The sequence below is a fragment of the Microcoleus sp. N9_A2 genome, from assembly GCF_036701775.1.
GTDB lineage: Bacteria > Cyanobacteriota > Cyanobacteriia > Cyanobacteriales > Microcoleaceae > Microcoleus.
The window spans coordinates 21,595-45,268 of record NZ_JAUBRH010000039.1 but is presented as its reverse complement, the minus strand read 5'-3'; the positions used below and the strand labels follow the sequence as shown (position 1 = coordinate 45,268).

Genomic DNA, 23,674 nt, shown 5'->3' with positions numbered 1-23,674 from the left:
TGGGCGCACCTTACTAAATTAATCTCTGGTAAAATCAACATCAACGAGTGCAGACTGTCGAGAAATAGTGAAAAATTTATGTGTCTCAATTCAGGGGAAATTCTGCGCGCTCGCTATCAAATTATCGATCGATTAGGTCAGGGAGGTTTTGCTACAACCTATACGGCTAACGACGCTTTAGGCAGCCTCTGCGTCGTCAAGGAAATTCCGCCGCCTCAATCCAGCGATCCGCGACTGTTGGAGGAAGCACAACACCAATTTGAAAAAGAAGCTAAAGCCCTGAAGGATCTCGATAAGTGTCCGCGCATTCCCAAGTTAATCGATCGCTTTCAAGAAAATGGAAAATTTTACTTAATTCAAGAATACATTGAAGGAGAGCCGCTGAACCAAGAACTCGCTGCAGGCAAAAAGTTAGGAGAAAAGCAAGTCATTGATTTATTGCTGGACATTTTAGAAATTTTAGATTGCTTCCACTCTCAAGGTATTATTCACCGCGATATTAAACCGTCCAACTTAATCCGGCGCAAGCTGGACGGCAAAATTGTAGCGATCGACTTTGGGGCCGTAAAAGCGATCGGCACTTTGGCGATCGAGTCTGGGAACATCACTCAAACTCGCGCTGTTGGTACAGAGGGTTATATGCCGGCCGAACAGTGGAAAAATCAGCCAAGATTCAACAGCGATATCTATGCTGCGGGAATCATCGGCATTCAAGCGATCGCTGGTTTAGAGATTGAGGAACTTTTGCATGATAAAAAAACTGGCGAACTCGTCTGGCACTACTCAAGTGACGATCGCCCCATGCTGCAAATTAGCGCCAAGCTGAAAAAAATCTTGAATAAAATGGTGTGCTACCACTTTAACGATCGCTATCAATCTGCTGCTAAGGTGTTGCAGGATTTGCTATCGCTAACAGCATTGCAGTCGCCGCCGAAACGCAGTAAATATCTCTTTGGCTTGTTGGCATTGGCAGCTACCACAGTGACAGCGGGACTGGCAACCCTTAGTTTTTTACACATTATTAAGCCTCCAACTTGTCCTTTAATTCAGGGAGATGCTTTAAGTTGCGGCGAAGAAATCCTAGTCAAAACTTCAGAACCTCGGTTAAAGCAAAAGGGAGTTGAGGAGTTTGCAAATTCAAATTATCAATCAGCTTTAAATCTTTTCAAAAAATCATGGAACGAAGAAGACAGCATAGATCCAGAAACTTTAATTTACATTAACAATGCGTTTTTGGAAGTAAACAATGCCAATTATTACACAATTGCTGTTGCCGTTCCTATCCTGAAAAATCAGGAGGGTTCTGTAAAAAATGCAGATTCGGCAAAAGAACTTTTGCGCGGTGTTGCCCAAGCCCAAACACAAGTTAATTTAGGACTTGTAGCTAATAATAAGAGCGATCGCGACTTTCCTGGTCAAGGCTGGCTCGAAGCCAAAGCTATTAACGGAAAAGGTCTGAAAGTCATCATCGCTGACGATGCGAATATCAAATTAGAGGCAATTAAAACGGCAAATGCACTGGTAAAACAGCCGGATATTTTAGGAGTAGTCGGTCACTATGCCAGCGATATGACAGTAGCAACAGTAGATATTTACGACCAAAATAACCTGGTTTTGATGTCTCCTGGAAGCACAACGGAAGAACTGACAGAAAAGCAGAGAAAAATTTTCTTTCGTACATCTTATTCTAGCAGGTTTGCCGCTCAAACTTTAGCAACGTATCTGCGAGAAATAGGTTTCAATAAAGCAGCAGTTTTCTACAATCCCGGCAGTTCGTCAGGTTCTTATTTTACGCGATCTTTCAAAAAGTATTTTCAAGAGGACAAAAAAGGAAAAATTGTCAAGATTCGCGACTTTGATTTATCTACAAGCAACTTCAGCGCCCAAACAGCTTTAAAGGAAATTCAGCAAACAGGAAAAACAGCGATCGTGTTAGCTCCCGATGGTCAAGTTACTAATTCCTTAAACAGCGCGCTCGCTATGATAAAAGCCAACCGCGATCGCAATTGGATTGCCGGAATTTGGGTACTCTACAAACCTAGAACATTAGAAGCAGCAACCCAGCTAAAGTCTTTGGAAAAATTAGTCGTATCTGTCCCCTGGCATCCGTCAAGCAGCCGCAACAAACAATTTCCCCAACAGGCTCAAAAGTTGTGGAGAGGAACAGTAAACACCGATACAGCCTTAGCTTACGATGCAGCTATTGCACTAATTAAGGCAATGGAAATGCAGCAGCAACCCAGCCGCGAAGGAATGCAGAAAACCCTTTCCAATCGGAATTTTAGTGTGGAAGGAGGAACCGGAACTATTCAGTTTGGAGAGGATGGCGATCGCCAAAATCCCCTCAGCGAATTGGTACATATTGTCAAGTGTCCGAAACAGCAGTTCGGCCTTGCCTTTGTTCCTGTCAAATATCCCACAGCCACTGCCGCAGGTTTAAAGTGCGATTGAGCTCGTTTTTCTGTTGACTAATGACTCATGACTAATGACTAAAATTATAACTTGCCCTTTTCCATTGCCCACTGCATCAAACCGGGGAATAACCGATAAGCTTCCGACGCTACAAAAGCAGGGCCGACGGTAACTTCTGCACGCTGATTTTGCACAGCATCCCAGATAGCTTTAGCAATATCTTCCGGCTGAGTTGCCCAGTCAGATTTGAGCATTTCGGTCATTTGCTGGCGGCGCAATTCGACTGCGGGTTCGTCTCGATCGCGAAATTGAGCTCTTTCTAAAAAATCGCTATTAATCAGACCCGGATGCACGGCGCAAACGTGAATACCTTGAGGCGCTAATTCCAATCGCAAAGTTTCTGTTAAACCGGTTACTGCATATTTGCTGGCACAATAAGCAGTCATTTGAGGCAAAGGCATTTTGCCACCAATGGAACCAACATTGACTATTGTCCCTGTTTTTCGTTCCAAAAAATGTGGCAACATTTCTTGAATTGTGTTAACGCAGCCCCAAAAATTGGTATTCATTAATTGCTGCCAGTCTTCGGAGGTAGTGTGCTCGATCGCCCCCGTGAGACAAATGCCGGCATTGTTAACCAAAACATCGATGTTGCCACAGGCATCTAGGGCTTTTTGGACGATCGCCCGCACTTGTTGAAGGTCGCCAACATCCCCCGGAATAGCTAATACCGAATTGCCTTCTCGCTGCACTTGAGCCGCTGCTGCTGCCAATCTCTCTGGCCCGCGTGCCACCATCACTACATCGTAACCTTTACTTGCAAATAAAATTGCTGTTGCTTTGCCACTTCCTTGAGAAGCGCCTGTAATCAAAACTGTAGGAGCCATAGATAGTTATAAATTTTAAGTGGGTAATTGGTTTTTTGCGGTATTGAAACTATAACAGAGGTCAGGTAATTTTAGGCGCACTCTACATTGATTTTTTTTGAGTATAGTAATTTTTCATGATTGGCGATCTGGATTTTTTAACGAACCCCTTTCGTCGCGTTAGGCGAAGCCGCGCGTAATCGCTCTTGTCGCGAAGGAAGAGAGAAGAGGAGAGGAGAATAAGAGAATAGAAATTATTCATAATTTGTGCGAAAATTGCTTTGTAAATTTTCCCAATGCCCAATGCCCAATGCCCAATGCCCAATGCCCAATGCCTAAAAAATGAATATTCCGAAAAAACCGTCGAATTGGTCGATCGCCCTATTGTTAATTATCGGCGTTTTAGCCGTCTCAACTTCATCAATCTTAATTCGGCTGGCGAACCAGAAAGCAGGCGCGGGCGGCCTCGGTTTCAGTCTGGTACTCGCCGCCTCTCGTCTGACTTTATCTGCCTTAATTCTGCTTCCTGCTTGGTCGAAAATTCAGTGGAACGCCCTGCAACCGGGAGCTCGGCGCTATGCTGCTGCTGCGGGTTTGTGTCTCGCCCTGCACTTTGCCCTCTGGATCACCTCACTTTCTTATACTTCGATCGCCGCCTCAACTGCCCTTGTCACCACTAATCCTGTCTGGGTAGCACTGTTGTCGCGCTTCTGGTTCGGGGAAAAACTCAGCAAAATGTCGATCGCTGGCATTACTATAGCCCTGACTGGGGGAATGGCGATCGCCCTCGGAAGTGCGGGCGCAGCCCATGCCGGCAACAGCAAACTCCTGGGCGATTTCCTGGCTCTGGCTGGTTCCTGGGCTGTCAGCTTGTATTTGCTGCTGGGGCGGGAAGCTCAGCGGCGGGGATTGGGAATTGGCGGTTATATCGCGATCGCCTATACTATTGCTGCGATCGTCCTGCTGCCTCTCCCCTTCGCCTTCGGCACTACTTATACTAATTACCCCGACATTGTATATTTTTATATTTTGTTAACCGCCGCTTTGCCTCAGTTAGTCGGCCACACTATTTTGAACTGGGCCGTAGTGCAGATTTCTCCAACTCTGGTAACTCTTGCCATCTTGTTTGAACCGGTTGGGGCGAGTTGGTTGGGTTATTTGCTGTTGGGGGAAGTGCCCGCGCCGGCGGTACTCGCAGGTGCTGCGGTGCTGCTGTTGGGGGTAGCAACCGCTACTGTCGGAGCAAAAAAAATTACTGTCAACAGTTAAGAGTTAACAGTTTTCGACATTGCCACTACAGTTGCCGTGAGTCAGATTGACACTCCTCGCGCTAAAGCGACGGGGATTCTTAAGACTTTCCAGCCTTAATATCCCTATTGTCGGGGTTTCCGGGCGCAATCCTTTTGCCAAAAATGGCGGTCTGCTATCCTAGTCTTACAAGGAGCTTCCTCGGTCGTGACTTTCCTCCAGTCTGGGGGTAGGTTTTAACGTCTTTTACTGACGATTTAGACGATTTAATCGGTTCAGAACCTTAGTATTGGTTGTGATTAATTATTTTGAGCATCCGTACTGCTGTTAAGCTAGATACTTGATTTATCAAAATTCGCAACTTTCGACTCTTTTGACGATAGCACACTAGCCAGACATTTGTGCAATTGGTAGAGTAGATCTGATAGGCAGGATAAATCCTACCATACCCTTTCATCCCTGGACTAAAGTCACGGGGTTTTCAGGGTATTTTCTATAAAACAAATTCGGGCTTAAAAAAACCAATAACTCATCAGTGAAATATCGATTCAAAACTATCAAATGTCTGAGTAATGACTAATGATACTCGGCTGCCTTTAGGAGAATAAAATTATGCTGCCAGAACAACTACAGCGGATCATTGGCTACTTTATCGAAGAAGCCACAGAACAGATCCAAATTATCGAACAAGGCTTGCAAGATCTACAAAATACCGTGCCAGCTCCCCAAAGAATACACCAGCTCATCCGAGCCTCGCACTCGATTAAGGGGGGAGCAGCTATGCTCGGATTTAGCAGCATTCAGCGCATTGCTCATCGGTTGGAGGATTATTTAAAGCTGCTGAGAGAATGTCCGATCGCCATTGATAGCAGGCTACAATCGCTCTTAACCGAAGTTTTTGATATCTTAGCAGCCCTCGTGTCCAAGGTTTCCAAGGGTTTTGGGCTCAACCACGAAGACGCAAACCAAATGCTCTCCCTCGCCGAACCGGTTTTTGACGAACTCGACGCTTACCTGAGATTGCGAATTCCCACTCGCCTGACTGTGAGAGCTACTACGGACGAACATATTCACGTTTTCTCCGGTTACTGCACCTCCCTGAGCGAATTTTCCTCGGCTATCGCTTCGCGCGTCGGTTTGCTCGGAGGCACTATTACCCGCCACGAGCAGGATAGCCAGGGCATACGCCTTTGTATTGACATTTACCTACCGCCTTACACCAGGATCGAAAACATCCGCCAAGGTGTCGAACTCTCCGGCGCTATTATCGGGAATGTTCAGACGCAGCGCGATTTTTCGCTGCTGGCGACTGCGGATTATCCGGTTTACCAAAGTGCGATCGAACCTCCCGCAATTTGCATCGGATGTCGCTACTATTACGGCAGAAGCGATGGCGGCTACCTGCTCAATTGCACGATCCATCCCCGCGGCCCGGAAACAGAAGATTGTCGCGATCGCGAACCGGAATAACCGCTGAATACTCAGCTCTCGGAAGCACGATTTGCCACCCGAAAAACTCTTCTGAAACCAATATTTTCCCTGAAATTTTTCACATTACCCCCTGCCAAATTCTTTTTGAGTTCCTAGATAACAATATCTTTCTCTCTTAGACAACTAAATCCTTCTTTCTCCTGAAAGCTCCCCTAACAACTGATACCGCAACTCGAATTAATTGCATCATGCTTGCAGGATGAGCGATCGCCCAGACATTGATTGTCAGACAAGTGATTCCCATAACTAGCAAAATGTATGTCGGAGGCATTACTATCCCGATCGCGAACCAGGTAAAAACGTGAAATATCATTGCTGTAGCCCAAAGGCTTGCCACACCCACAGACGCCCAAACTTGTATTCGAGGTCGGTTTAGCCCTGTCAAAATCGCTGTCTGCAAAGTAGTCAGCAAGTTTGCCGGAACTAAGAAGGCACAGATAGCTATGCAGTAGGTATGAGAAAATTCAGTAACTGTATTGAAGTCGATCATCAGTCTAATTGTCGGGCCTGTTGGGTATACTTAAAGAGCTTAGCGTGACTTGACTTTCATATCTTGTCACCCTCACCTTAACTTAATATTTCCGTAAGTAGGCCGCTCTGGAGACGCATTTCTATCCCCATTTTCCAGCAGGCAAAATTTTACCACAAATATTAAAGTTTTGGGAAATTATTAAACATACTTGAAGAATGGCAACAATTGCTATGATAATTAACATCGGGAAGCGATAGTATAGAAGAGCCAAGTCAGTAAAATTCCTAGAAGGCTGAGGCGGCTTGAACAGCAACACATACTGCAGGCTGGTTTTCGACTAAATCATTTTTGATTCGCTGAGTATCGGATGATTGATTCTCCGTGTCCGTCAAGGGATCGAGTCCTTATGCGATCGAACAATATGAGATTATTATGGAAAAGCCAATTTGCTCTCAAATCTCAAATCAATAGAACCCTCTCGAAATTTTACAGCGGAAGACAAAGAAAATGGATCAACAAATCACAATTCCCGCACTCGAAGAAGTTGACTTGACAAACTGCGACAGAGAACCCATTCATATATCGGGACACATTCAGCCACACGGGGTGCTACTTGTTGTACGAGAACCTGAACTAGAAATAGTGCAAGCCAGCGAAAATACGCAAGATTTGTTAGGAATTGATGCACAAAGTGCGATCGGTCGAAATTTGAGCTTATTATTCAATCGAGTTCAACTAAAAAAACTCAAACTTTGTTTGCTTAATGAAAACTTAAAAACCGTTAATCCCATTAAACTCTCTGTCACAAACAAAGGTAAATATTTAGAATTTGACTGCATCCTCCACCGAGTAGAAGAAGTATTGATCGTCGAGTTGGAATTAGCCACCAGCCCAGAAAATCTTTCTGTTTTTAGTTTTTATCATTCAGTGAGAGCCACTGTTAGCAAAATTCAAAGCGCCCAAAATCTCAAAGAATTATCTCAAATAACTGTAGAAGAAGTCAGAAAAATATCGGGTTTTGATCGAGTTATGCTCTATCAATTTGACCACGAAGGCAACGGCGCTGTGATCGCTGAAGCTAAAGCAGAAAATATCAGTCCTTTCTTGGGATTAAACTACCCCAGCTCAGATATTCCCAAACAAGCCAGACAACTGTATACGTTAAATTGGCTGAGGTTGATCCCAGATATTAATTATCAACCCGTCTCCCTTGTTTCAGGAAACAATGCTGTTTCCATCCAGCCCCTAGACCTCAGTTTCAGCGTGTTGAGAAGCGTTTCTCCCATTCACATAGAATACCTGCAAAATATGGGCGTTGCAGCTTCGATGTCGATCTCGTTAGTCAAAGACAAAAAACTGTGGGGATTGATTGCTTGCCACAACTATACACCAAAACACCTCAACTATGAATTGCGCGCAGCTTGCGAATTTATCGGGCAAGTAATGTCCTTAGAACTGCAATCAAAAGAAGGAAACGAAGACTACGACTACAAACTACACTTGAAATCCATTCAAACCAAAATTTTTGAAGACATATCCACCTCCGAAAACTTGTCACAAGTGTTAGGTCAATGTCAGCATAATTTGCTAGAAGCAGTCAACGCCCAGGGAGCCGCAATAGTATTTGGAGACAATTGCTATCAAGTAGGGCAAACACCTCAAGGAGAATCCCTCAAATACTTAACTCAGTGGGTGCAAAAGCATTTAAATAAAGAAATTTTTTATACAGACTCCCTCACCAAATACTATCCCGAAGCTGAGGGATTTAAAGACACTGCCAGCGGGTGTTTAGCCATAGCAATATCGCCCACTCAGAAAATATACGTTTTGTGGTTTCGCCCGGAAGTAATTAAGACCGTAAATTGGGCGGGCAACCCCAACAAAACAGTTCAAATAGATGAAGATGGCAGCCATCGACTGTCTCCTCGGAAATCCTTCGAGCTGTGGCAAGAAAATGTCAGGTACAAATCGTTGCCTTGGAAACAATGCGAAATAGACGCTGCATTGGAACTGAAAAAAGCAATGATTAATATAGTGCTGCGCCAAGTGGACAAACTCGAAAAATTAAATACAGCACTAGAAGCATCAGTCGCCAGAGAACGCGAAAAAACTGCTAATTTAAAAACAGCAATGTCAGAGCTTAAGCGGGCGCAAACTCAATTGGTACAAAGCGAAAGAATGTCAAGTTTGGGACAGTTGGTGGCGGCGGTAGCTTATGAAGTTACTAACCCGATTAACTTCATCTACGGCAATCTTAGCTATGCTAATGAATACAGTCAAAAAATGATCAATTTATTGCAGCTTTACGAGCAGCACTATCCGTCGCCTTCGCCGGAAATTCAAGCACAAATAGAAATAGCAGAATTAGAGTTTATAGCTGAAGACTTGCCGAAGTTGCTGGGTTCAATGAAAGTAGGAGCTAACCGCATCCGCGAGATAGTTCAGTCGCTGCGAAATTTCTCTAGAATTGACGAAGCAGAGATTAAACCAGTTGACATTCACGACGGATTGGACAGCGCTTTATTGATTTTGAGCAACCGACTCAAACCGAAGCCCGATCGCCCAGCAATTCATCTCATCAAAGAATATGGATCTCTGCCTTTGGTTGAGTGTTACGCAGTTCAAATCAACCAAGTATTTATGAATGTACTGGCAAATGCAATTGATGCTCTCGAAGATGCCTTTGTCAACAATAATTTATCGTCACACTGCGGGGGCAAAAAAGAGCCAGTTAAGTACGGACAAATTCGGATTGTGACTGAACTTTGTTCCGGAGAAAAAGCCGTAGCAGTTCGGATCAAGGACAACGGTTGGGGCATGGAAGAAAAAGTTCGCCAGAAAATTTTTGAGCCTTTTTTTACCACAAAACAGGTTGGCAAAGGTGCGGGGATAGGTTTGGCGATTACCCACGAAATTGCGGTGGAACAACACGGCGGCAAATTGACTTGCATTTCAGCCCCCGGAGAGGGAACGGAGTTGATTATTGAGATTCCCTTGAACCAAACTCATCCCAAACCCATTGTGAAGTGAAAAAAAAGTCCGCCTAAAAGCGAAGCTATCCCGTTCGCGCGTGCCTTCGGGAAGGCTAGGAAATAGCCCAAATTCAAAAATCGAAAATTCGATTAAAATACAAAAGCAGCTAAGTAGATTTGAGCCAATTCAGAGGAAGTTAGTATGACTGAAAAAAAAACCGCCCAATGGGATGCCGGCAGGTTTCTCAAAACCTTGGCTTATTTCGGCGTCATTCCCTTCATTGGCAGCATTAGCTGGCTGCAACAACTCTTTGGAAGCAGCAGCAAAACTAAAAAAGACCAACCCAAACTGATACTGGTAGCCGGTGCCACCGGCGGCGTCGGGAAACGAGTTGTGAAGCGGCTGCAACAGCGGGGATATAGGGTACGCTGCCTCGTCAGAGATACCAAAAGAGCAACAGAAATTCTCGGCAAAAATGTCGAATTAGTCGAAGGAGATATTACTCTGCCAGAGACGCTAACACCTTTAGTAACCGAGGGTGTGGAAGCAGTTATCTGCTGTACCGGCACTAAAGTTCAACCGATAGAAGGAGACACCCCAACGCGGGAAAAATACTATCAAGGCATCAAATTTTATATGCCGGAAGTTGTGGATGTTCCCGAAATAGTCGAATACAAAGGCCTGAATAATTTAGTGCAAGCTGTTCGCCGCCAGCTAATTCAAGCAGGCGAAAAAATAATTTTCGACTTCACAAAACCCAGCCAAGATTTAAAAGAAACTTGGGGTGCCCTGGACGACATTGTGATGGGTGGCACCAGCGAAAGTTCGATCGTACTTACAGACAATACAGCCATATTCACAGGCAATGTTTCTACTGCCAACTCGGGCGGCTTTGCTTCGGTGCGTACCCGCAACTTCGATCCTCCGATCGATCTCGCAGGATTTAGCGGCCTCCTGCTGCGGGTCAAAGGGGACGGTAAGCGCTACAAATTAATTGTGCGTAGCGAGGCTAAATGGGATGGAATTGGTTATTGCTATTCGTTCGATACTGTTTACAATACCTGGATTACGATCGCAGTTCCCTTCGATAAGTTGATTCCTGTCTTTCGCGCGAAAACTGTCAAAGATGACTCTAAATTCGATCCCAGCACTATTTATTCTTTTCAGTTAATGTTGAGCAAGTTTGAATATGATGGCGCGCTCAACCCGAAATTTACACCTGGTATTTTTCAACTGGAGTTAGAATCTATTAAAGCTGATGGGGGACAGACTTTGCCGCGATTTGTGATGGTGAGTTCGGCAGGAGTTACCCGCCCAGGGCGTCCGGGAATTAACTTGGAAGAGGAACCGCCGGCAGTCAGGATGAATGATATGTTGGGGGGGATTTTGACTTGGAAGTTGAAAGGGGAAGATTGTGTGCGATCGAGCGGCATACCTTATACTGTTGTCAGACCTTGCGCTTTGACGGAAGAACCGGGTGGCAAAGCTTTAATATTTGAGCAAGGAGACAATATTAGGGGCAAAGTCAGTCGGGAAGATATTGCAGAATTGTGCGTGGAGGCTTTGGAACAACCTCAAGCTTGCAATGTTACTTTTGAGGTGAAAGAGGGGGAAAATGGCAGTTCTCCCGGAGACTGGCAGGCTTTGTTTTCGGGAGTTAAATAATTATTATTTGTAGGGGGCGAAGTCTAGATCCCCCCTAACCCCCCTTAATAAGGGGGGGACAAGAAATCTTTTCAACGACTCAGCGCCGGTGCGCCGAATAGCATCCTACAAATGCGAGTTTTATAACTGGTTCCCAGGCCTTGCCTGTTAACGAGTAAAATTACCAATTACCAATTACTATGCCTTTGACCTTTTTGCGACGAAACCTGACTCCTTATTTGTTTTTGCTACCTGCTTTATTTATTTTGAGTTTGACTGTTTTGTGGCCGGCGGTGCAAGCTTTTTATTTGAGTTTTACCAACTACGAATATGATTTAACTCAAATGCCGCAGTGGGTGGGTTTAAAGAATTTTGAGAGGTTGTGGGGCGATCGCACATTTTGGCAAACTTTGACGAATACGCTGCTGTATCTCATCTGCGTTGTGCCTGTATTGGTGGTTCTACCGTTGGGAATGGCGATTTTGTGCAACCAAAAACTTAGGGGAATGAACTGGTTTCGAGCCGCATACTACACGCCGGCGGTGATTTCAATGGTTGTCGCCGGGATTGCTTGGAAGTGGCTGTTTGCTGAGACTGGACTGCTGAATCAGTTGGGGGAATTGTTGGGTTTACCTCCTGTTTCTTGGCTGGCTAATCCGAAGTTAGCAATCTTTAGCGTCATGGCAGTTACTATCTGGAAAGGATTGGGTTATTACATGGTGATTTATTTGGCAGGGCTGCAAGCTATTCCGGCAGAACTTTATGAGGCGGCTGCTATTGATGGTTCTGATGGTTTGGGAAAGCACTGGGATATTACTGTGCCGCTGATGAAGCCTTATTTAGTTTTGGTAGCGGTAATTTCGGCGATTTCTGCTACTAAGGTTTTTGAAGAAGTTTATATTATGACTCAGGGCGGGCCTCGCAATAGTTCTAAGACTGTTGTTTATTATCTTTACGAACGGGCTTTTAAGGATTTGGAAATTGGCTATGCTTGTACGATCGGGTTGGTTTTGTTTTTGCTAATTTTGGGTTTGTCGATTTTGCAAGTTAGCCTTCAGGGTTTGACTCGCAATGATTAAGATTTATGACTGATGAGAACTCACGCACTCCGGGCCTCATAAACTCGGTTTCTCGTTCTCATCCCTGTGATTACCACGACTTTGTTACATTCAGAAACCGGGTTTATTGGTCTAATTTCTACTAATTTTCGACTGGAATATCGAAGTAATGCGATCGCTCACGGCTTTGGACAGGTCTTATTGGCGAAGTCACAGCTATAAATATAGGGTTTTTGCCAGCTCAGAGGAATTTCCAACAAATCCCTGGTTCCGGTCATTCCCTGTCCCAGAAACAGCATGACAGCGATCGAGTTCAAGATGACATGGACAGTGCGCCAGCGATTCGATCGATCTTTGTAGATGTCTTGAATAATGGCAAGGGAGAAAACCATCAGTAGCGCAGCGGTGATCCCAATGTAGTAGTGAGACCAATACCATTCATTAGTCCGCCGATAAACGCCATCTTGAGTGCCAAGAATCACCAAACCAGCACCCGTCAAGGTCGCAAATATGCCGCGCCATAACGCCGGTGTCGATCGATAGAGCATCACCAAAGAGGCAATAGTCGCCACAAACATCAGCACAATGAAAATAACCTGAAACGAGTTTTTGCTCCAAACCTGTTCGCTCAAGATATGCTCAAAAATCGCGTAGCCTAAACCCAACAAAGTCACTCCTACCACAGAACCCGACAGAATTCGACCTGCTTTGACGTGTTCTTGACCGACTACAGGTGGAATTTTGCTCTTATCCCCGGATGCAATTTGCTTGCGACGCTGCATGGTTTGCCACGCCATATTGAGAACAACACCAAGCATAGGAAAAACAATCGCAACAGCTAAAATAGGATGCAGCAAAGCCAGAAAATCTTTAAATTCCATAAATCACCTTTTTGTTGAGGAGGGTTGGCTTCATCAACCTGGTTTTTGCCATACATCATATCATATCCGGCCATCTAACCCACAGTAAGTTGATAGTCAGGACTAATAATAATTGTTCATCGGCATAGAGAAAACTGAAGTCCTGACTACCAACACGCTTTATTAAGGGTAACTCACCGAATATGTTGATCGCTCAGAAAATATAGCAGTTGTCAATTGTGTGAGGTACAGCTTTTTAAATTACGCAATAACGCAATTACAATTACCTTGTTCTCAGGGAAATGAAAACTGCTGGCGGTAATGTCAGTGGCGGTTAGCGACTAATTTCCTGCATCAATTTGAGGTTAGCGGAACAGTTCTTTATTATTCAGAATAGCAGGCCAATTTTTGTTTCCTGAAGCAATGTGACCAGGGATATCCCCCATCCACTGTGCTTGTACTTTCTTGTCGTAGTTGAGATAAAGCTTCCCATTAACGATTTTCCAGGCGTCAGGCTGGCTCACAACAAGATGCGCTTCACTGGTTCCCTGGGCGCAATATCCACCGTATTGAGGAGCATACTTTTCAGGATTTTTAGCAAACATATCACGGTTTGCTGCACTAGCAAACATCCAAGTTGTTCCACCCCAATTATGTTTAAATTGGCTAACTCCCATAACTAATTTGCTTTGGGTGAAATAGGCTACGACATCCTGACCATCAAGAGCCATACCATTTTCGGTGTAAAACTGAGGATGAACGGTTGTTGTGCTACTTTTACCGGCGCAAGGATTGGCTTTACCAGCACAAGGATTGGCTTTACCAGCACAAGGATTGGCTTTACCAGCGCAAGGATTGGCTTTACCAGCACAAGGATTGGCTTTACCAGCACAAGGATTGGCTTTACCAGCACAAGGATTGGCTTTACCAGCACAAGGATTGGATTCTGCAATCTTGAATGAAACGGTTGTAGAGTTTGAGTTTGTGGCCGCCTTGAAGTTGGCGTAGCTAACATTAGCTGTTGCCAAACCTAGAATGGTGGCAATGGCGATGGTGGTAATGTATTTTACTTTCATGTGTCTAATTTCCAGATAAATTGTTAATAGTTCCATGCCAGATATTTGCTTGAGACTTCTTGCTCTCTGGCAATTTTTCTGGCTTTTTGTTGTCCTCAAGACTTGAGGTTGTTTACATTAACACTCAAAAACATGAGTGCTAGATGAGGAAGAGATGGATGGGAGATAAAACTATGAATGCTTTATATGTCCGTTTCTTCAGCAAAAATTCATCTGGGAATTAGGAAGGCATCATCTACTTGCCAGGAATGTCTTATAGAGTGGAGATTAACCCTGACTATCTTTTAGTAGTGCAGTAATTTAACCGCGAGTTGAGAAATTATGACAGGAAAAGACTGGTTGGTGACTGATGATGGACAGTGCCATGTTTGTGAGACTACAAGTCAAATTGAAGATTTTACCCATCCCTACCGACTTTACCGCTTTCTAACTGACTTGGAAGATGTATTAGAGCGAATTAGTGATGATTATTTACGACTCCAGGCAATTTGTCCCCTTGTCCGCAGATTGTTAGATAGTTCTTCCTGGCTTCAAATTGCTCTCCTTGAGCCTGACTCTGAGACAGGCTGGGCAGTACAAACGCTTTATGATGAACCATTTTTTCCTCTGACGGTGCAGTTGGTTGCTTGGGCTCCGGGTGCAGTTTCTCCGATTCATAATCATGCCAGTTGGGGATTGGTGGCGCTACTTGGTGGACAGGAAAAAAATACTTTTTGGCAGCGATCGCCAACTCGCAAGTTTCCCGATAAAATCACAACAGTGGGCGATATTTTGCTTGCACCTGGTGACGTTTTGTGCTTGATGCCTGATGCGATTCATCATGTGGAAGCCCTCGGAGATGAACCAACAATTAGTTTTAATCTTTATGGTGAAGCAGATTATGCTCGACGATTTGAGTTTAACCAGATTAAAGGCACTGCGGAAAACTTTTAAGCGAGCATTCTGATGGATCTTTTTATCTACATTTCTGGACTCACTCATACCAAATAAACCACCTTTGGAGGACGGGCAAGATGCCCATCCCACCTTTGGAGGACGGGCAAGATGCCCATCCCACAATTGCTGCTTTTGATTGCTCTAGTTGGAATTTGTCTAATTTTCATACTTAATTACTATCACTAATACTTACAAAAAAAATGAAGCAATTTCCCCAATTTAGAGCTGTCGTCAACCATCTCACTGGTAAGCGAATTTCCACTTCTTCGCTTCAGTTTCGATTGACCCTAGAATTGCTAGTGCTGTCGATTTTAGGACTTAGCAGTGTGGCATTTTGGGCTGGCTGGCAAAGGTCGCAAAATCTAGTTGGTGCCCACAAACAAACGCTGGAATATATTGGAATGCGTTTTCCCGAACAGGTTGAACTTTATAGTGAAATGGGTTCACTAGAAATTGGCTTGACTCGAAGTGTTCATAAAGCTTCTACAGGAGGAATTATGGTGTGGGTGAAGCGAAAGGATGGGATGCTTTTGGTGAATTCACCTGATATGGATATGCAATCTTCTAAAATTACGAAGATGATCTCGTTGACGGAAGTACCTGCTGAGCCGACTTTTGTTCAGGTGGACGATCGCTACTTGGTGATATGTAGTACAACTCTGAGGATCAAAAATGAGTTGCTGGGTACGGTATATTTCTCTCAAGATATCACTGATGAGCAACGTCAATTAAATGATGGGATTCGCAGTCTAATTGTTGTCAGTATTTTAGTAATCTTAGTGTTAATGTTGGCGATCGCCAGTCGCATTCGTCATGCTCTCCATCCTTTGGAACAGATGAGTCAGGTAGCTAGCACTTTGTCTGCTGATAATTTGCAGGCGGCAAAACTCCAACTGCATCAGGCTCCTGATGAGATTTTAGGACTAGCGCAAACCTTTAATGAGATGTTGTTTCGATTGTCGGGTTCTTGGGAGCAACAACGCCAATTTGTCGGTAATGTTTCCCACGAATTACGCACTCCTCTGACGGTTGTAGTTGGTTATTTACAAAGTTTGCTGCGTCGCAGCACTAATTTAAGTGATTATCAGCAGCAAGCACTGGAAACAGCGGTTGGGGAAACTGAACGCACGATTCGGATGTTAGAAGATTTGCTGGATTTGGCACGGGCTGATAGTGGCAACTTGCACTTTCGTTTGAATCCGGTGATCCTGAATACTCTGGTGGCTGAGGTAGCAGAGATGAGTCAAAAAGTTAGCAATCGAAAAATTATTTTGGTGTCAAATGATGAGGATGTTGTAGCCTGTGCCGATCAGGATCGTTTACAACAGGTGTTAATTAACTTAGTTGATAATGCAATCAAGTATTCTGCTCCCGAACAACCAGTTGAGTTAGTCTTAGAAAAGAAGGAACAACAGGTGATGATTCATGTGGGCGATCGCGGAATTGGGATTTCTCTGCCCCATCAAAACCGGATTTTTGAGCGGTTTTACCGGGTGGATGAGTCTATGACTCGCTCTAGGGACGGTACAGGGTTGGGATTGGCGATCGCCAAAAGCCTGATCGAAGGCATGGAAGGACGTATCACGATCAGATCTAAACCCGGAGAAGGTAGTATTTTTACTATCACCTTACCTGTCTGGAATCCGCAGCTATGAGCGATCGCATTCTCCTTGTTGAAGATGACCCTAAACTGGCAAAGTTCATCGAATCTGAACTTAGTCTTGAAGGATATCATGTCACCGTCGCCCCCAATGGATTGGATGGATTAACCCTCGCCCGCACGGCTGAACCGGATTTATTGATTTTAGATTGGATGCTTCCGGGTATCTCTGGATTAGATATCTGTTTGAGGTTGCGATCGACTGGCGTGCAAGTACCAATAATTATGTTAACAGCAAAGGATGAAGTACCCGATCGCGTAACTGGATTAAATGCTGGAGCCGATGATTATGTGACTAAGCCTTTCAGTATGGAAGAACTTCTAGCGAGGGTGAAAGCACGTCTGCGCCGAACTCAACCAAATGACCCGGCTCAGCTACAATTTGAAGACCTAATCTTGAACGGTTTAACCCGTGAAGTTTATCGAGGCAGTCAACTAATTGAACTCACTGCCAAAGAGTTTGATTTGTTAGAATTTATGCTGCGAAATCCCCGTCAAGTCATTACCCGCGATCGAATTCTAGAAAAAGTCTGGGGTTACGATTTTATGGGCGAGTCAAATATTATTGAAGTGTATATTCGTGCGTTACGGATTAAATTAGAAGCAACTAACTCCAAACGCCTGCTGCATACTGTTCGGGGAGTTGGATATGTGTTGCGAGAGCAAAAGTGATGAGAGGCGGGTTTACAAATACTTGGGATATTAACTATGGATAATGGTCAACCCGCTCCTATTATACTACCTATTTTTTTGTACCAAATAGACCTATAAATCCGGTCGTTCCTGATAATCTTCCGCAGAACTCGGGTCTAATTCCCACCGACTTTCATCTCGATGTTCAAGCATATCTGTTGTGTGCAAAATAGCTCCGTCCGCCATTTCTATGCCCGCAGCGGCTCCGAGTTCATCAACAATATCCAGGTCAGGAGTAGGCGCAGTTCCGCCCACCGATTGCTCGCCAGTGGCACTTTCTTGTTCCGCCGCAGCATCGCCATCTCCACCGCTGACTTGGGAACTGCTGGAACCGTATTCCGAACTGCTATCGTTCAAGGTTGTGATTTCATATTGGTTCAATCCCGGTTCAGCGATGACGCCGGTGCCGTAAGATTCGGTAATTTCTTGAGGCAAATCGCCCAAATTATCCCGTTCTGTTGTTGTTTTTGCGTTGGGTTTCTTTTGCTGTGCCACGATACTTGCTCCTGTTTGTTTTTGAACTAAATTAAATTAAAAATGTCCGAATTTGGCTTTAAATGAATTGTTTTTAGTAATGGGAAATGGCTATAAGTAACTGTAATTATAATTGCTATTTAAGCTTTTAGCTTCTATCCCAGGAAATATATTGATTCGGCTCAGCTATTTCATTGGGAATACAAAAAGCGATCGCCCGTTTGAAAAGGGCGATCGCTTTTTAATAGGGAGGCTAATTCTATTCGGGAAAATCAGGAATTATCCATTTGGGGGGTTCCGTCCGTTTCCTTCTCACCGCTTCCTCTGCTATTTCTAGCATTTTATCCAGAGAAGTATTTTCAATAAAGTTGGACGTTGCTTCTGCGTATTCCCGCTTCGGGCACTTGTCGCCCAGAACGCAGCCATTGACGCAAGCTACAGCACAATCGACAGTGTTCTCCACCATAACTTTTTTCCTTTCACGGTTCCAACAACTAATAGGCAGGTACTCTGGGTTAATTTGTCAAGAGACTGCTCTATATCTTTATTTTACTTCACAAATTGTCATCAAAGGTTGATCGCCAGCGCAAAACTGTTATAAAATCAAAGCAACCTACCTAATCTGCCGATCGTGAACAATTTTCTGCGGCGCTTAAAACTTTTACCTTGGCGAGAAATGCTGCAAATTGCCGCCCTCGTCAACTGCATCGTGGTTGGATTGGAGTTATTTTTAGTGTGGGGCTTGATTCAGTCGGAAGTATTCCGGAAGGTCTTTACGCTTCTCGGAGGTCCCTCGCTGGGAATATTGATACCTTTTGCTGCTGCTGTGGGAATGGGAGCTTTAGCAGTCTACTTTTTAGAGTATTGGCAACAACAATTTTTGCTCAACCGAATTAGTTTGTGGGTTTTAGTTTTGTGCGTGCTCTTGGGTTTGGTCTTAAAGTCATTCCTACCCATACCTCCTTTATTAGCAAGTTTATCGGAAGCTGCACTAATCGGAGTTACGGTGGGAGTTTTTTGGAAGGGCCGGCCTTATTGGCGATAGTCATGCCATTTTAGATTTTAGATTTTAGATTTTAGATTGGCTATGACTGATGAAGATTCGGGTTTGGGGCTTGTCTAAAATCGTATTCTTTTTTGAAGATAGTATCATCAGTAATTCGTCATTGGTTATTAGTCTATAGGTAGGTGTGCAATGCACACCTTACCACTTAAAACAAGAAATTCCCTCTTCCTTCTTCCTTCTTGCTTCTGCTTAGGGCAGCCAAAAATCGGGAATGAATGTTTTAGTCAAACTGCGAGTAAACTGATTAATCTTTCTCCCGATTTGAATGTGCGGTTCGTCAGCTTCCACGGGAATAATTGCCGCTTTGTTCCCAATTCTGAAACGCGAAATTACCAAATTTGCCGCTTCCAAACCAGTAACATAAGCTTTTTCCTGCGACCAAGAACCGTGGCGAGTCACAACCCAATCGCCGCTCATCAATACATTATCATAACTTGTTACCGCAGGCAACAAATATTGATAGCTGCCAGGGGCAAAATGCGTCACAGCCCGCGACAGCCGAATCGCGCTGCTGTCAATTACTTTGGCATCCCGAAAAGCCGGAATGCAAGTGGCTAAATCCCGCTGAACTAGAGAAACAATTTCCTCATCTTTGAGGGGGATTAATTGATTTGCGTGATAAAAATCAGCTTCGACAACTGTTCCCGGTTCGTCGCGGAATTCGTCGTGCAAAGCATTCAAATCAAAAAACGTCCATCCCGTAGTCGAACTAAACCCAAAACAGGCATTAGAAGGCAGCGGAATGTCAATTCTTTTGTCAAACCACAGGCGAACAGCTAACACGTCAACGGCACCCAAATTCATCACATCCCGAAACTCTTGGCGACTTTGCAAAGCTGGGCTGCTGCTGATAATTTTTTGCATTCCCGTGACGCCAACTGCAAAAATAACTGCATCTGCCTCGAAGGTTTCTTCGCCGCAAACAACGCCTGTTGCTCGGTTGTTGCTGTCAACTATTAAATCAGTAACTCGCTGCTTTGTCAATACTTTTGCACCGATTTTTTCCAGGCGCTCAACCCAGGGGCGAAAGATTTTTTCTCCGACAGTTCCGCGACACCAAACTACATCAAAATCTGGTTGGTGTGCTAATATGAAATAATAAAGCATTCCCAAAGCTGCGGCGGCAGAACATTGTTCTCCTGGTGCAAATAAACCTACTAATAACATCGGTTCAAAAGCATCGCGGTACAGTCTTGCAGAAACGCCAAACTGTTTGAATAGTTCGCGGGCTGTGACGCGATCGTACCTGCGCCAAGCTTCGTCGGAATTGTCGAAATCTAGGACGGCGTAGAGTAAGGGCAAGGCTGAAAGCCGATCGACTAATGGCAGCCTTTTAAATCGCGTGTAAAGAAAGGTTCCTAACGGTGTGGGAAGGATCGGTTCGTCCTGAAAAATCGGCGATTCTACTTCCAATCCGGCCGGTGAATACTGACAAGAACGAGTCCAAGGCGTGAAGGGATCGAGTCCTAATTCCTTGACTAAGGAAAAGATGTTTTTGTAGGGATACCAGAAGCCATGAATGCCTGCTTCTACGGAACGCCCGCCGGCGGTTTTCCACCCTGCAACTAAGCCTCCCGGATAGGGGCCAGCTTCTAGGAGGGTGACATCATAGCCTTGCTGGGCTAGGTGATAGGTAGCGCCTAAACCGGCCCATCCCGCACCGACGACGACTATTTTGGGGGTTGACGATTCTCCTGACATTGCGTACCTCTTGATAATTTATTAATGATGACATAATTCATAAAATGCGGATTTGATATAAAATGTGTTGCATTATGTGCTAACTTTCGCTTGAGTGAATAATGAGTGTCAAAAACCGCCAGCAGACTAACCTGTTGCTACTATTATTTCCCGCTACGGCATGGCTGATGGTTTTCTTCATTTTGCCCGTGCTAATTGTACTGTTGTACAGTTTCTTAGAACGCGGTACTTACGGGGGCGTTACTTGGATATTTACTCTCAGCAACTACCAGCGTTTGTTCAGCGGACTTTTCTTGGGGGTAATTGGGCGATCGCTCTGGCTGGCTTTTCTAACAACAGCCACTTGCTTGTTAGTTGGCTATCCCCTAGCATTCTTCATCGCCACCCGTTCTCCTCGCTGGCGAAATGCTTTGCTTTTGCTGGTAATTATTCCATTTTGGACTAATTTTTTAGTGAGAACCTACGCCTGGATCATACTGCTGCGTAGCGAAGGAGTAGTTAACACAGCCTTGCAAAGCCTGCAAATTATTAGCGAACCGTTAAACTTGCTTTTTACGCCTTTCGCTGTGGCGATCGGTCTTATTTACGGCTATTTACCTTTCATGGTTCTGCCTTTATATTCTAGCATAGAACGCTTCAATTTTGTATTAGTAGAAGCCGCTCACGATTTAGGGGCTAATGATATCCGCACTTTCTGGCGCGTATTTTTACCCTTAACAACTCGCGGTATTGTTGCCGGATCAATTTTAGTTTTTGTTCCCGCCGTCGGCGCTTTCATCACACCAGATATATTGGGGGGTTCTAAAACAGTTATGGTGGGAAATTTGATTCAAAATCAGTTTATGAAAGCCCGCGATTGGCCTTTTGGATCGGCGCTTTCTATGCTGTTGACGGTAATCATATTGATTCCGGTGTTAATTTACTTCCGCGTGTCTGACGAAACTTAAACAGGTATATTGAGATTTACAGGTGGGGGCGGGTTTATGAGATTATTGGCTTGAGGCGATGATTGTTGGTAAAACCCGCCCCTACAGGCTAACCTATTTTTGACTAATGACTAAACTCGATTTACTCGTGCGGGCGATCGGCAAAAAGTGGCTTTGGGTACAAGCTGTACTAGCATTTGCCTTTCTCTACTTGCCAATTCTCATCTTAATTATTTACTCCTTTAACGCCTCCAGATTCAATGCCGTTTGGCGCGGCTTTACCCTGGATTGGTACCGCAGTTTGTTTAGCAATGCAGGCGCAACGATTGCTACGAGTAGCAGTGCCGGAATCTGGACAGCACTCAACAACAGCTTGCTAATTGCAGCTATTTCGACTGTGCTAGCAAGCATTTTTGGTACAATGATCGCGCTAGCACTGGAACGCTTTCATTTTCCGGGGCGCAAAGCTGTAGAAGCTTTACTGTTTTTGCCCATTATTATGCCCGAAATTACGATCGGCATTTCGCTGCTAGTTTTCTTTACCCTAGTATTTCGGATCGTAGAAAATCTCACGGGAATTCGCCTCAATCTCGGCTTACCTACCGTAATTATCGGTCATGTTGTCTTTAATATTTCCTTTGTGACTATTACTGTCAGGGCGCGTTTGGCGGAACTCGATCCTCAATTAGAACAAGCAGCTTTTGACTTAGGTGCTAACGAATGGCGGACTTTTTGGCGCATCACTCTCCCTCTAATTTGGCCCGCTATTTTCAGCGCGGCACTGCTGGCTTTTACTCTGTCGCTGGACGATTTTGTCGTGACATTCTTTACCACCGGCGTCGGTTCCATGACGCTGCCGCTATTTGTTTACGGCATGATAAAATTTGCAGTGACGCCAGCAATTAATGCCATTTCAACTTTGATGTTGTTGGCTTCCTTGTTGCTGGTTGTATCATCGCTAAGAGTTCATAAAAGTTAAAAAAATAGCTTTTTGTGTCATAATTAATGTCGTCTGCAACTAACAAAACCTATGAAACGCCTGCTGACTTTCCTACTTTTGTTCGTGATGAGTGCAACATTGGCTTTCGGCTGTAGCCCCACAGGTGGCAACCAGCAGCAAGTCCTCAGCATTTACAATTATGCCAGTTATATCGCCCCAGAGGCGATCGCCCAATTCGAGAAAGAGAACAATGTTAAAATTCAATACGACACTTTCGAGAACAGCGACGCACTCTATGCCAAACTCAAACAGGGTAACCCCGGTTACGACTTAATATTTCCCGCCGATTACATGGTGAAAATCATGATCGCAGAAAATATAATTGAGCCGCTGAATTTAAACAATATTCCCAACCAAAAGAACCTAGAACCTAAGTTTATCAATCAAGCTTTTGACCCGGGAAATAAATATTCCCTGCCCTACCAGTGGGGAACCATGGGAATTGGCTACAACGTGAAAACAACCCAGGGAGAAATTAACAGTTGGGCGGCGATGTTCGACCCGAAATATACCGGAAAAGTCGCGTGGCAAGACGATGCCAGATACACATTTGCAGGAGTTTTAATGTATTTAGGATTTGACCCAAATACAACCAATCCCGAAGAGATTAACAAAGCCCGCGATTTGCTGATTAAAAGTAAAAATATCATTGCAGCTTTTGTCCCCGATACCGGGCAAAATATGCTAGATCAAGGAGAAGTAAATTTGACAATGGAATGGAGCGGTGATATTTTCCAAGTGATGACAGAAAATCCTAATCTTCGTTACGCTATTCCCAAAGAAGGAACAATCATTTTTTCTGACAACATGACCATTCCCAAAGGTGCGCCCCAGAAAGAGTTAGCGGAGAAATTTATTAACTTTATTTTGCAGCCCGAAGTAGGCGCCCAAATTTCCAATTTTACCCACTTCGGATCGCCCAACAAAGCAGCAATTGATCAAGGTTTGATCGACCCGAAAGATTTGAATAATCCTCAAATTTACCCGCCGGCTGAGGTTTTTGGCAAAATGAAATTATTGGAGGATGTCGGGAAAGCGACTGCATTGTACGATCGAGCTTGGACGGAAGTTAAAGCAGGGGCTGGAAAGTAGATATAAAACAGGTTTCTGCCGGGGCT

The 23,674-nt window shown here is 44.4% G+C and carries 20 protein-coding genes; 13 read left to right on the top strand and 7 right to left on the bottom strand.

The annotated features are described in order from the left end of the window. Window positions 1-78: 78 nt before the first annotated feature. Entirely contained in the window at window positions 79-2,451 is a 2,373-nt protein-coding gene (locus tag QUA44_RS20460; protein ID WP_333250785.1) for a bifunctional serine/threonine-protein kinase/ABC transporter substrate-binding protein, read from the top strand. Window positions 2,452-2,495: 44 nt separating this feature from the next. Here the strand turns inward: QUA44_RS20460 and QUA44_RS20455 are convergent, their stop codons facing one another. Then, window positions 2,496-3,299: an SDR family oxidoreductase gene (locus QUA44_RS20455; RefSeq protein ID WP_333250786.1), complete on the bottom strand. Its 804-nt coding sequence runs from the start codon at window positions 3,297-3,299 to the stop codon at window positions 2,496-2,498. 321 nt (window positions 3,300-3,620) lie between these two features. Here QUA44_RS20455 and QUA44_RS20450 point away from each other — a divergent pair, with 321 nt between their 5' ends. Both QUA44_RS20450 and QUA44_RS20445 read left to right on the top strand, forming a co-directional pair. Then, window positions 3,621-4,547: a DMT family transporter gene (locus QUA44_RS20450; RefSeq protein ID WP_333250788.1), complete on the top strand. Its 927-nt coding sequence runs from the start codon at window positions 3,621-3,623 to the stop codon at window positions 4,545-4,547. A 591-nt stretch (window positions 4,548-5,138) separates the two neighbouring features. Beyond that, the gene (locus tag QUA44_RS20445; protein WP_333250790.1) at window positions 5,139-5,996 is read left to right on the top strand and encodes an Hpt domain-containing protein; all 858 of its coding nucleotides are present in this window, start codon (window positions 5,139-5,141) and stop codon (window positions 5,994-5,996) included. A gap of 136 nt (window positions 5,997-6,132) precedes the next feature. Here QUA44_RS20445 and QUA44_RS20440 read toward each other — a convergent pair whose 3' ends face one another. Further along, window positions 6,133-6,507 (bottom strand): hypothetical protein, encoded by a 375-nt coding sequence (locus QUA44_RS20440; protein ID WP_333250792.1) that lies wholly within the window; start codon window positions 6,505-6,507, stop codon window positions 6,133-6,135. A gap of 489 nt (window positions 6,508-6,996) precedes the next feature. Here QUA44_RS20440 and QUA44_RS20435 point away from each other — a divergent pair, with 489 nt between their 5' ends. The 3 genes from QUA44_RS20435 to QUA44_RS20425 all read left to right on the top strand — a co-directional run bounded on the left by QUA44_RS20435 (window position 6,997) and on the right by QUA44_RS20425 (window position 12,185). Continuing rightward, on the top strand, window positions 6,997-9,519 hold the full coding sequence (locus QUA44_RS20435) for an ATP-binding protein (RefSeq protein WP_333250794.1): 2,523 nt from the start codon (window positions 6,997-6,999) through the stop codon (window positions 9,517-9,519). 144 nt (window positions 9,520-9,663) lie between these two features. Continuing rightward, complete coding sequence (locus QUA44_RS20430) at window positions 9,664-11,127, top strand: CIA30 family protein (RefSeq protein WP_333250796.1); 1,464 nt, start codon at window positions 9,664-9,666, stop codon at window positions 11,125-11,127. Window positions 11,128-11,306: 179 nt separating this feature from the next. Continuing rightward, window positions 11,307-12,185 (top strand): sugar ABC transporter permease, encoded by an 879-nt coding sequence (locus QUA44_RS20425; RefSeq protein WP_333250798.1) that lies wholly within the window; start codon window positions 11,307-11,309, stop codon window positions 12,183-12,185. Between the two features lie 158 nt (window positions 12,186-12,343). Here the strand turns inward: QUA44_RS20425 and QUA44_RS20420 are convergent, their stop codons facing one another. Both QUA44_RS20420 and QUA44_RS20415 read right to left on the bottom strand, forming a co-directional pair. After that, a complete protein-coding gene (locus QUA44_RS20420; RefSeq protein WP_333250800.1) occupies window positions 12,344-13,045 on the bottom strand; it encodes a DUF4079 domain-containing protein in 702 nt (233 codons plus the stop codon). 344 nt (window positions 13,046-13,389) lie between these two features. Then, window positions 13,390-14,136: a YHS domain-containing (seleno)protein gene (locus QUA44_RS20415; RefSeq protein WP_333250802.1), complete on the bottom strand. Its 747-nt coding sequence runs from the start codon at window positions 14,134-14,136 to the stop codon at window positions 13,390-13,392. 285 nt (window positions 14,137-14,421) lie between these two features. Between QUA44_RS20415 and QUA44_RS20410 the strand changes: the two genes are divergently transcribed. From QUA44_RS20410 to QUA44_RS20400, 3 genes are all read left to right on the top strand, one after another. Continuing rightward, window positions 14,422-15,033 carry a cupin gene (locus QUA44_RS20410; protein ID WP_333250804.1) on the top strand — a complete coding sequence of 204 codons (612 nt, stop codon included), beginning with the start codon at window positions 14,422-14,424 and terminating at the stop codon, window positions 15,031-15,033. A 203-nt stretch (window positions 15,034-15,236) separates the two neighbouring features. After that, complete coding sequence (locus QUA44_RS20405; RefSeq protein ID WP_333250806.1) at window positions 15,237-16,691, top strand: ATP-binding protein; 1,455 nt, start codon at window positions 15,237-15,239, stop codon at window positions 16,689-16,691. Beyond that, on the top strand, window positions 16,688-17,368 hold the full coding sequence (locus QUA44_RS20400; RefSeq protein ID WP_333250808.1) for a response regulator transcription factor: 681 nt from the start codon (window positions 16,688-16,690) through the stop codon (window positions 17,366-17,368). Before QUA44_RS20405 ends, QUA44_RS20400 begins: the two co-directional genes overlap by 4 nt. A gap of 93 nt (window positions 17,369-17,461) precedes the next feature. Here QUA44_RS20400 and QUA44_RS20395 read toward each other — a convergent pair whose 3' ends face one another. Next, window positions 17,462-17,884: a DUF6335 family protein gene (locus tag QUA44_RS20395; protein WP_333250810.1), complete on the bottom strand. Its 423-nt coding sequence runs from the start codon at window positions 17,882-17,884 to the stop codon at window positions 17,462-17,464. A gap of 238 nt (window positions 17,885-18,122) precedes the next feature. Beyond that, window positions 18,123-18,329, bottom strand: a complete 207-nt coding sequence (locus QUA44_RS20390) for a hypothetical protein (RefSeq protein ID WP_190740439.1) — start codon at window positions 18,327-18,329, stop codon at window positions 18,123-18,125. A gap of 165 nt (window positions 18,330-18,494) precedes the next feature. Between QUA44_RS20390 and QUA44_RS20385 the strand changes: the two genes are divergently transcribed. After that, a complete protein-coding gene (locus QUA44_RS20385; RefSeq protein ID WP_333250812.1) occupies window positions 18,495-18,908 on the top strand; it encodes a peptide chain release factor 1 in 414 nt (137 codons plus the stop codon). Between the two features lie 210 nt (window positions 18,909-19,118). On the opposite strand, the gene QUA44_RS20380 is transcribed toward QUA44_RS20385, so the two are convergent. Beyond that, on the bottom strand, window positions 19,119-20,630 hold the full coding sequence (locus QUA44_RS20380; protein WP_333250814.1) for an FAD-dependent oxidoreductase: 1,512 nt from the start codon (window positions 20,628-20,630) through the stop codon (window positions 19,119-19,121). 101 nt (window positions 20,631-20,731) lie between these two features. Here QUA44_RS20380 and QUA44_RS20375 point away from each other — a divergent pair, with 101 nt between their 5' ends. From QUA44_RS20375 to QUA44_RS20365, 3 genes are all read left to right on the top strand, one after another. Continuing rightward, window positions 20,732-21,577 carry an ABC transporter permease gene (locus QUA44_RS20375; RefSeq protein WP_333250816.1) on the top strand — a complete coding sequence of 282 codons (846 nt, stop codon included), beginning with the start codon at window positions 20,732-20,734 and terminating at the stop codon, window positions 21,575-21,577. Window positions 21,578-21,683: 106 nt separating this feature from the next. After that, entirely contained in the window at window positions 21,684-22,535 is an 852-nt protein-coding gene (locus QUA44_RS20370; RefSeq protein ID WP_333250818.1) for an ABC transporter permease, read from the top strand. 51 nt (window positions 22,536-22,586) lie between these two features. Further along, on the top strand, window positions 22,587-23,648 hold the full coding sequence (locus QUA44_RS20365; protein WP_333250820.1) for a spermidine/putrescine ABC transporter substrate-binding protein: 1,062 nt from the start codon (window positions 22,587-22,589) through the stop codon (window positions 23,646-23,648). Window positions 23,649-23,674: the final 26 nt, after the last annotated feature.

Bases quoted from the DNA above. Each gene is read 5' to 3' on its own strand.
- QUA44_RS20460 (WP_333250785.1), top strand. From the start codon at position 79: ATGTGTCTCAATTCAGGGGAAATTCTGCGCGCTCGCTATCAAATTATC.
- QUA44_RS20455 (WP_333250786.1), bottom strand. From the start codon at position 3,299: ATGGCTCCTACAGTTTTGATTACAGGCGCTTCTCAAGGAAGTGGCAAA.
- QUA44_RS20450 (WP_333250788.1), top strand. From the start codon at position 3,621: ATGAATATTCCGAAAAAACCGTCGAATTGGTCGATCGCCCTATTGTTA.
- QUA44_RS20445 (WP_333250790.1), top strand. From the start codon at position 5,139: ATGCTGCCAGAACAACTACAGCGGATCATTGGCTACTTTATCGAAGAA.
- QUA44_RS20440 (WP_333250792.1), bottom strand. From the start codon at position 6,507: ATGATCGACTTCAATACAGTTACTGAATTTTCTCATACCTACTGCATA.
- QUA44_RS20435 (WP_333250794.1), top strand. From the start codon at position 6,997: ATGGATCAACAAATCACAATTCCCGCACTCGAAGAAGTTGACTTGACA.
- QUA44_RS20430 (WP_333250796.1), top strand. From the start codon at position 9,664: ATGACTGAAAAAAAAACCGCCCAATGGGATGCCGGCAGGTTTCTCAAA.
- QUA44_RS20425 (WP_333250798.1), top strand. From the start codon at position 11,307: ATGCCTTTGACCTTTTTGCGACGAAACCTGACTCCTTATTTGTTTTTG.
- QUA44_RS20420 (WP_333250800.1), bottom strand. From the start codon at position 13,045: ATGGAATTTAAAGATTTTCTGGCTTTGCTGCATCCTATTTTAGCTGTT.
- QUA44_RS20415 (WP_333250802.1), bottom strand. From the start codon at position 14,136: ATGGAACTATTAACAATTTATCTGGAAATTAGACACATGAAAGTAAAA.
- QUA44_RS20410 (WP_333250804.1), top strand. From the start codon at position 14,422: ATGACAGGAAAAGACTGGTTGGTGACTGATGATGGACAGTGCCATGTT.
- QUA44_RS20405 (WP_333250806.1), top strand. From the start codon at position 15,237: ATGAAGCAATTTCCCCAATTTAGAGCTGTCGTCAACCATCTCACTGGT.
- QUA44_RS20400 (WP_333250808.1), top strand. From the start codon at position 16,688: ATGAGCGATCGCATTCTCCTTGTTGAAGATGACCCTAAACTGGCAAAG.
- QUA44_RS20390 (WP_190740439.1), bottom strand. From the start codon at position 18,329: ATGGTGGAGAACACTGTCGATTGTGCTGTAGCTTGCGTCAATGGCTGC.
- QUA44_RS20380 (WP_333250814.1), bottom strand. From the start codon at position 20,630: ATGTCAGGAGAATCGTCAACCCCCAAAATAGTCGTCGTCGGTGCGGGA.
- QUA44_RS20375 (WP_333250816.1), top strand. From the start codon at position 20,732: ATGAGTGTCAAAAACCGCCAGCAGACTAACCTGTTGCTACTATTATTT.
- QUA44_RS20370 (WP_333250818.1), top strand. From the start codon at position 21,684: ATGACTAAACTCGATTTACTCGTGCGGGCGATCGGCAAAAAGTGGCTT.
- QUA44_RS20365 (WP_333250820.1), top strand. From the start codon at position 22,587: ATGAAACGCCTGCTGACTTTCCTACTTTTGTTCGTGATGAGTGCAACA.